This window comes from Candidatus Accumulibacter aalborgensis, assembly GCF_900089955.1.
GTDB classification, from domain to species: Bacteria; Pseudomonadota; Gammaproteobacteria; order Burkholderiales; family Rhodocyclaceae; genus Accumulibacter; species Accumulibacter aalborgensis.
In genome coordinates, this window is sequence record NZ_FLQX01000159.1 from 57,146 (window position 1) to 64,857 (window position 7,712).

The following is a 7,712-nucleotide window of genomic DNA, read 5'->3' on the forward strand; positions in this document are numbered from 1 at the left end:
CTCGCCTGGCGCTAGCCAGCGAAGTTCTGCTCGGCGAAGCCCCAGTTGGCCAGGTTGGAGAGGAAGGTCTCGACATACTTCGGGCGCAGGTTGCGATAGTCGACGTAGTAGGCGTGCTCCCAGACATCGATGCACAGCAACGCCTGGTCGCCGGTGGTCAGCGGGGTGCCCGCGGCACCCATATTGACGATGTCCACCGAGCCGTCTGCTTTCTTGACCAGCCAGGTCCACGCCGAGCCAAAGTTGCCCACTGCGGAAGCCTGGAAGGCCTTGCTGAACTCGGCGAACGAACCCCAGCGGGCATCGATTGCCGCCGCCAGCGCGCCACCGGGAGCACCGCCGCCATTTACGGTCAGGCAATTCCAGAAGAAGCTGTGGTTCCACACCTGCGCCGAGTTGTTGTACACGCCGCCCGCCGGCGCCTTCCTGATGATCGACTCAAGGTCGAGCGCTTCGTATTCGGTCCCCTTGATCAGGTTGTTCAGGTTGGTGACGTAGGCCTGATGGTGCTTGCCATGGTGGTATTCCAGCGTCTCCCTGGACATGTGCGGAGCGAGGGCGTCGAGGGCAAAAGGCAGTTGCGGCAGTTGATGTTCCATGGGTGTTCTCCGTGAGGGTCGTGATGGGGCGGAATGGGCCGAAAAGGGTCGACGCGAGGCTTCGCGGTGACAAGCTCTTCGTCTGGCTGCTAGATTCTAGTCGGGGCGTGCGGTGCTGGCAATGGCCGGCGAAGCGAGCGCTGCGCCATGGTCATCAAAAACCGCCAGCACCGTGGCCTCGACGTGCCCACTCTGGAAGAAGGCGGTGATCGTCTGACTGGCTGCCAGGGCTTTGCTCTCGCGCACGATCTGTCCCTGGTCGCTGGTGACGATACAGTAACCGCGTGTCAGCACCGCGTGCGGGTTCAGGTGTGCGAGACTGGCTGCCAGGCGGGTGAGGTCGGCGGACTGGCCTTGCACGGTGTGCTGCCAGCCGCCGCGAAGCCTCTGCGCCAGCACCTCGATGCGGCCGGCGTGGCGCGCCGCATCCGGACGGACCAGGAGCAGGCGATGGCCGAGGCTGGCCAGCGCATGGCGCGCCAGGCTGCTGGTCTGCAGCACGCCGGCGGCGAGTTGGTGCTGCAGCCGGCGCAGGCCGTCGCGGTGAGCGGCAAGGTACTGCGCCGGGTGCTGGAGGCGGCGCGTCAGCCAGTCGATTTGTTGGCCACGCTGGTTGAGGTACTGTTCCATGCTGCGCTGCAAGGCAAGCTGACGGGCGGCCAGGCGAGCGAGCAGGACGGCCTGTTCAGGAGCGGCCAGTTCGGCTGCTGCGGTGGGCGTCGGCGCGCGCTGATCGGCGGCGAAGTCGGCGATCGTGAAGTCGGTTTCATGACCAATGCCGCTGATCACCGGCAGCGGACAGGCGCGGATGGCGCGTGCCACGACCTCTTCGTTGAAGGCCCACAGGTCTTCCATGCTGCCGCCGCCACGACAGACGATCAGCACTTCGCATTCCATGCGCTCGCCGGCGACGCGAATGGTGTCGGCGATCTGTGCCGCAGCGCCTTCACCCTGCACCAGGGTCGGGTAGACAACGATGCTCACCTGCGCTGCGCGGCGTCCGAGCGTGCTCAGCACGTCGCGCAGGGCTGCCGCCTGCAGTGAGGTGACGATGCCGACCCGGCGCGGAAAAAGGGGCAGAGGGCGCTTGGCAGTGCTGGCAAACAGTCCTTCTCGTTCGAGCCCTTCCTTGAGGCGAATGAACTTTTCATAGAGGTTGCCGACGCCGGCCCGACGAGCAGCTTCGACGTTGAGCTGGAAATCGCCGCGCGCTTCATACAGCGTGACCAGCACGCGCGCTTCGATGTGCTGGCCGTTCTCCAGTCGCCAGCCGAGCAACTGCGTGCGGCTGCGGAACATGACGCAGCGCACCTGCGCGGCGGCGTCCTTGAGCGAGAAGTAGACGTGTCCGGAAGCCGCGTAGCTGAGGTTGGAAACCTCGCCCGCCACCCAGCACAGCGGAAAGGCCGCTTCGAGTCGCTCACGGGCGAGGCGATTGAGCATGGAAACCGCGATCACCGGGACCAGCGTCGGCAGGCCGGTGCCTGCACGGGGAGTGTCTGACATGGCCTTGTGTACTTTAGTGTGGCGAGCGGCCAGTGGTCGTCGCCGAACGAATCGGATCGAGCATCAGGATAACGGCGGTTACGCTGGGTGTCGGTTCGAGGAGCTTCCGCCAGCCCAACCCATCCAGGTTAGCAGCAAGAACAACAGCAGGAAGCGTGGGGTATCGATCACGGTGTCCAGCGCTGCGATCACCAGGACACCCGTCAGCGACGCCAGTGTGGCGCCGGCCAGCGGATCGCCCCGCAAGGCGCTCCGCGTCGTGCGCTTGATTCCCAGCCCCACCAGTGCCCCAAAAGCGGCCAAACCGAACCAGCCCTGGTCGAACAGGATGGCCACCGGCATGGTCTTGGCGTGCCACGGCAAATGCTCGTCGACACTGAAAAACCACCGATCCAGGTTTTGTGCGAAGTCGCCGTTGCGGGTGATCTGTTCTCCCTCCGCTGTCAGTAACTGAACATTGTCGATATCAACGCGGGTCCGTGATGCATTGTGAAGCGAGAACTTTACCGGCCGCCACGCGCCCCTGCCGATGTCGCCACTGGCCAAGCGCAACTCATGCGATTGCCATTGCCGCCCCTCCCCGGTAACCAGGGCAGTCTTTGCCGCGCAGCGCCCCGAAGTCAGCAGCAGTTTCTCACACAGTGACGTTGAAACCGACGCGCCAGACTGAGGGCTTCGGATATCCAGATGCACCACATATTCCTGACCAGGCTCAATGGAGACGAACTGCTCCATGTACATCGCGTCACCCGTACCGAGCCGCAGGAACGTATTGCCGGCCTCCGTCTCGAGGCGGTAGTTGCTGGCCTTTGGTTCGGTACTGCGCCAGTAGTGGGTTTCCGGGAACCGGCCGATCCCCATGCCGAAGAGGGTTGTGGCGAGCCCGGGGTCGCGCATGGCCAAGGCGTCGGTCCAATGGGCTTGGCGCGTAGCCAGATCCGCACCGATCCTTGACATACGTTGCTGCGCAAAGGAGCCGCTGTAGATTGGCAGCGCCACTGCAACAGCCAGTGCTATTAGCACCAATGGTACGCTCCATCGATAAACGCTGGAACGTGAAGTACCAATATTCGAAGCTAACCCAACTTCCACTGGTGCCTGTGCAGATCCTCGTCCGGAGCGTGCAGCGGTCGTTGCAGGCTGTGGCAGCAAAGTAGCCAAGGCGGCGATGATCAGCGCTACACTAGAGCCGGCATAACCCCCCCGTGAGTAAGTCACCGCGAGGGCGTAGCTGGCACCCATGAGTAGCAATCCTCCCGCCAGGCGTGTCGCCAGCGAGCGGGCCCGTATCGTCAGCACCACGGCGAAGGGCAAAGCAGCCGTCAAGTATGTTTCAATTTCTGCCCCACCTGTATGCATCTGGGAGAAGGGGCCGGTAACCCGGTAGTCGTCTGTGAAATTCAATAGCCCGGGAAAAACGAAGCGTTCCCAGATCACTACAGCGATAGTTCCGGTGAGTCCCACGACCATGCCGCTCGCAAACCAGCCGCGGATATTCCTACCATGCAAGGTGAACCGGCGCGCCAAGACGAAAATTAGCAGTGCCCACAGCGCGCCTTTGGCTATGCGCAAGGCGTTGTAAGGGCTGTAATAGTTGGTGAAGCTGTTGGCATCCGGCGGGGTCAGGGGCAGCATGCCATGTAGTGTGCTGATGGCGAAGGTCAACGCCAGCAGGCAGGCGACCGCCAAACCGACTACATCTGGATTGGAACTCTTGGGCGCTGGTCTCGTGCGGGCATAGCCGACAACCAGGCTGACGATGATCAGAAAATCGAACTCATCCAGGTAAAAGCGCCCGCTCCACGGAGCCAGATCGAGCAGCGGGATGGCGGCGGGAATGGCTACCCAGAGCAATGGCGGCCGGAACCAGAGCAGCGCCGCGTAGCACAAAAGCAACAGCCCGATAAGCAGCGGGCGAAACGGAAAGTCGATCACCACCCATGCCGTCAGCATCAATGTCGCCGCCAGGGCAGGCCAGGCCTGTGGCGGCGAGCGGCCACTCGTGGAGGACGATGCCTGCCCGGCTGGCTGCACCACAGGCCGGGCGGCCGATACAGGGCCAAGCTCCCCGGTCAGAGTGGAAGCCTCCTCCAGTCGTTGCAGAAGCTTGATCACTGACCAGGCCGCCATAGCGCCAATCAGGACGTTGGTCGGGTCCGGATGGAGGCCGGTGAGAAAAAGCTTGCTCGACTCAATGCTGGTAGCCGTCAGGGCTGCAGCCCAGAACGCCATGGCCGGCGGCCACCAGCACAGCCAGGCCAGCACCCCAACGGGGGCATACATCATCACCACCGATAACAGGCTAAGCAGGGCCGCCTGCTCGGTGGTGTAGTAATGGTAGTAAAAGGGCAGAAAGCGGGTTTCCGCCAGGGTCTTGCCGGCGAGTTCCACTCCGTGCCATGAATGATCGAAGAAACCATTTACCGCCACCAAAGCGAGCAGGTAAAACAGGCTCAGCGAGAAGATCAGGCGTCGGCTTCTGGCATGGAGATGGAGGTCGCGGAGCAGCATCTGTTGACGCCAGAGACGAGCACCGCCATATATGCCAGCGGCTCGGGTCAGCAGGGAGGCTCCCTGGCTAATACCCGAGAACATGAAGAATTGAACCGCTTCTATCGCCAGGCCGAGGAGAATCCCATAGAGCACGGCATGGCGCGTCGCAGGCAACTTCCTGGTCGCGTTTCGGCGGGCCAACATGAGGCCAAGGGGCACCACCGCCAGGATTTCAGCGAGGATCTTGGCCACCAGGATGACCGGACCCCGGCTAGTGCTGCTCGCGGCAAGAAACCAACCCCAGGTATCGGAATGCGCTTTGGCCGCCAGTTCGGCCAACGACAGCACAAAGTCGAAGGGGAGCAAACTCAAGGCAATGTAGACCACAGCGTAGGCCTGCAGCACGCGAGTCAACAGATGGCCCAGCTTTCCTAGCACGGTGGCGAGCACTTCACGGAACCAGTGCGACCAATAGACCGCAAAGATGATCCCCAGAACACTGCCGATGGACTCGGCAATCACGTCGTTTTGTGACACGGTCCGGGGAGGAAAGAACAGCTGCGTAAACTCCACCGCCACTGCCAGCGCGAAGCAGAAAAGCGCCGCGGCGACAAGCAATGACAAGCGCGCCAGCCGAGTCTTGTGGTCGGCAAACAGCACTGCGGTCAGAAAACCGACAGGAAGAAACAGAAACCCGTTGGCCACCCAGTCGGCTCGCCCCTGGGCACCGACCTGCAACATGCGCAAATGCTGGAAAGCGGCCCAAGCCTGATCGAGGGGGCGCGGATGGAAGTCCAGCGGTACCAAACTGCCATAGACAACGAAAGTGATGTAGGCGAGCCAGACGACCGCGTGATGGGGCACACCGATGCTGGAACTGGAACCGCTTGCTCGATGACTCATGGATCCAACGTGGGGCATAGAGACTCTCGTGTAAGATCTACCATCTTTTCGGGCGCTATTATCCAGGGTCGCCGACTGGCCTACTGGCCTCTTCAGAATTGACCCGGCAGCCAAGAACCGTCTATTCCACGGAACCAACCTCAGATGGCACATGATCGTTATCGGCCAGACGGGTGGCGATTGACTCATCTCGACTCTGGAGTTCGGTTTGCTCAGTAATTCCCTGGCCGCACAGCCATTGCTCGAGCATCGTCAGGATCCAGACCATTTCGCCGTAGTAGCCAGGGTGCGCGGGAAGGTGCTCGGTGAGCAGTTGATGAATGAAGTCAGGACGGACGATTCCTCGCCGGGCAAGACTGTTCAGCGAATCCTCGGCGAGTTGACGTAGCGCCGGATTGCGTGTCGCCCAAACGCCAAAAGGCAGTCCGAAGCCCTTTTTCTTTTTGGTAATGATTTCGTCGGGCAGGAAACCGCGTAGCGCCTCCTTGAAGAACCAGCGCAGCTTGAAGCGGCGCAGCTTCCAGTCGGGTGGCAGGGCCATCGAAAAGTCGGTCAGGCGGTCGGACAGCAAGGGATAGCCGACCTCGATTCCGGCCATCCGGGTCGCGCCGCGCACTTTTGGCAGATCACTGTCGGCCAGCGTGTAGCGCCAGTCGTAGGCGAGCATGCGATTGATCAGGCTCGGCGCCTGACACTCGTTCCAGGTGGCCTGCATGTGTCTGGTCGGCTCGCTCAGATCAATCTGCGCCAGAAAATCGGCGGTGAGGACTTCGGCCAGGTCCAGTTGCATGAGCAGGTTGAAACTCTGCAAACGATCCGGCATCGGCACTTTCGAATGACGGACATAGCCAGTAGCTTGCTTGAGGCCGGGTATCCGTCGCAAGGGGCTATGGTCGCCGCACATGGGCTCGATCAATTGCCTGATTCTGTTGGGCACTCGGTGGTAGAACTCGAACACGCGCTGCATCGCGTAGCGGGAATTGCCGCCAAACAGTTCGTCGCCACCGTCGCCGGCGAGCATCTTCGTGCAGCCGTCGGCCTGGGCGATCCTGGCGCAGTAGTAGGCAGGCAGGGCGGACGAGTTGCCGAACGGTTGATCGTGATGCTGGGCGACCGCCGGCATGCTGGCCACCAGGTCAGCCGGTGTCACGTAGTACTCGTGATGCTCGCAACCGAAGTGCCGCGCGGCGATGCGGGCATACTCCATCTCGTCATAGCCCTCGGCGTCGAAGCCGATCGAGTAGGCGGGGGCTGGTTTGCCGCTTAGCTGGCAGAGCATTCCGGCGACCGTCGAACTGTCGGTGCCGCCGGACAGGAAGGCGCCGACGTGGTCGTGCCCGGCGATCTGTTCGACGATGCTGTCGCGAATCAGTTGGCGGAAAGTGTCGCGTGCAGGGACGAACGCTTGCCGGTGCTGCTCGTCGAAATCCAGCGGCCAGTGACGTAGCTCGTGCGCTCCCTGCCGATCGATCAGCAGGCTATGCGCTGCCGGTAGCCGGCGCACCTGGCGGAAGATCGTGCGCGGTGCGGGGATCATGTGGAAATACAGGTAGTCGAAGATTGCCTGGGGATCCAGTTCCTTGCCACGCCCCGGCACACAGTCGGCACGGTCGGAGAAAGCGAGCGTCTGTGCGTCGGCGCGATAGCACAACGTCTCGATGGCGAAACGGTCGACGGCCAGGAAAACGCATTCGCGTGCCGCATCGACGATGACAAAAGCGTAGTTCCCGGCAGCCCGCGAGGCCACGTCGACGCCCTTTTCGCGCCAGGTCTGCAGGAGTTCGGCGGCCATCCCTGGCGGCCGCAACGAGCCGGTAGCGCTTTGCTCGCGAAAGGAAAGCGAGCCAATCAGCGCGCACATGGCATCGGCGTCACGGGCGACATCATCGCCGTGCACGGCGAGCGAGCTGATCATGTCCCGGGCGGCGCCCGAATCGAATAGCCTGGTCAGGTCAACCTGGCCGGAAAGTCTGTCTTGCATACGGTATGTGCTCGGGGCAGTTGATTGAGGGACCTGCTTCAGCGGGTGGCGGAGCACCCATACGGACAGCGACGGGCGCGGCACGCGCGTTCTGCTCGTCTGGGCGGCGGCGTCTGAGGACAGGATGCTACGCCAAAACGATGGCCATTGCTGTGTCAGATTTCACGGGACGTAAGCGTTTAGCCCCCCTACCACACGTACCGAGCAGGTTGGTGCGGAGCGCAGCGCTT

General features: G+C 62.4%; 4 protein-coding genes. All 4 read right to left on the reverse strand.

Annotated elements, in window-relative coordinates:
* Nucleotides 1–11: 11 nt before the first annotated feature.
* Complete coding sequence (locus tag ACCAA_RS20365) at nt 12–599, reverse strand: Fe-Mn family superoxide dismutase (protein ID WP_186409078.1); 588 nt, start codon at nt 597–599, stop codon at nt 12–14.
* A 96-nt stretch (nt 600–695) separates the two neighbouring features.
* The gene (gene xseA / locus ACCAA_RS20370; RefSeq protein WP_186409079.1) at nt 696–2,105 is read right to left on the reverse strand and encodes an exodeoxyribonuclease VII large subunit; all 1,410 of its coding nucleotides are present in this window, start codon (nt 2,103–2,105) and stop codon (nt 696–698) included.
* 78 nt (nt 2,106–2,183) lie between these two features.
* Complete coding sequence (locus ACCAA_RS20375) at nt 2,184–5,690, reverse strand: VanZ family protein (protein WP_342674076.1); 3,507 nt, start codon at nt 5,688–5,690, stop codon at nt 2,184–2,186.
* Complete coding sequence (locus ACCAA_RS20380; protein WP_186409081.1) at nt 5,623–7,482, reverse strand: asparagine synthetase B family protein; 1,860 nt, start codon at nt 7,480–7,482, stop codon at nt 5,623–5,625. The genes ACCAA_RS20375 and ACCAA_RS20380 overlap by 68 nt, the downstream gene beginning before the upstream one ends.
* Nucleotides 7,483–7,712 lie beyond the last annotated feature (230 nt).

Bases quoted from the DNA above. Each gene is read 5' to 3' on its own strand.
- ACCAA_RS20365 (WP_186409078.1), bottom strand. From the start codon at position 599: ATGGAACATCAACTGCCGCAACTGCCTTTTGCCCTCGACGCCCTCGCT.
- ACCAA_RS20375 (WP_342674076.1), bottom strand. From the start codon at position 5,690: ATGAGTCAATCGCCACCCGTCTGGCCGATAACGATCATGTGCCATCTG.
- xseA (WP_186409079.1), bottom strand. From the start codon at position 2,105: ATGTCAGACACTCCCCGTGCAGGCACCGGCCTGCCGACGCTGGTCCCG.
- ACCAA_RS20380 (WP_186409081.1), bottom strand. From the start codon at position 7,482: ATGCAAGACAGACTTTCCGGCCAGGTTGACCTGACCAGGCTATTCGAT.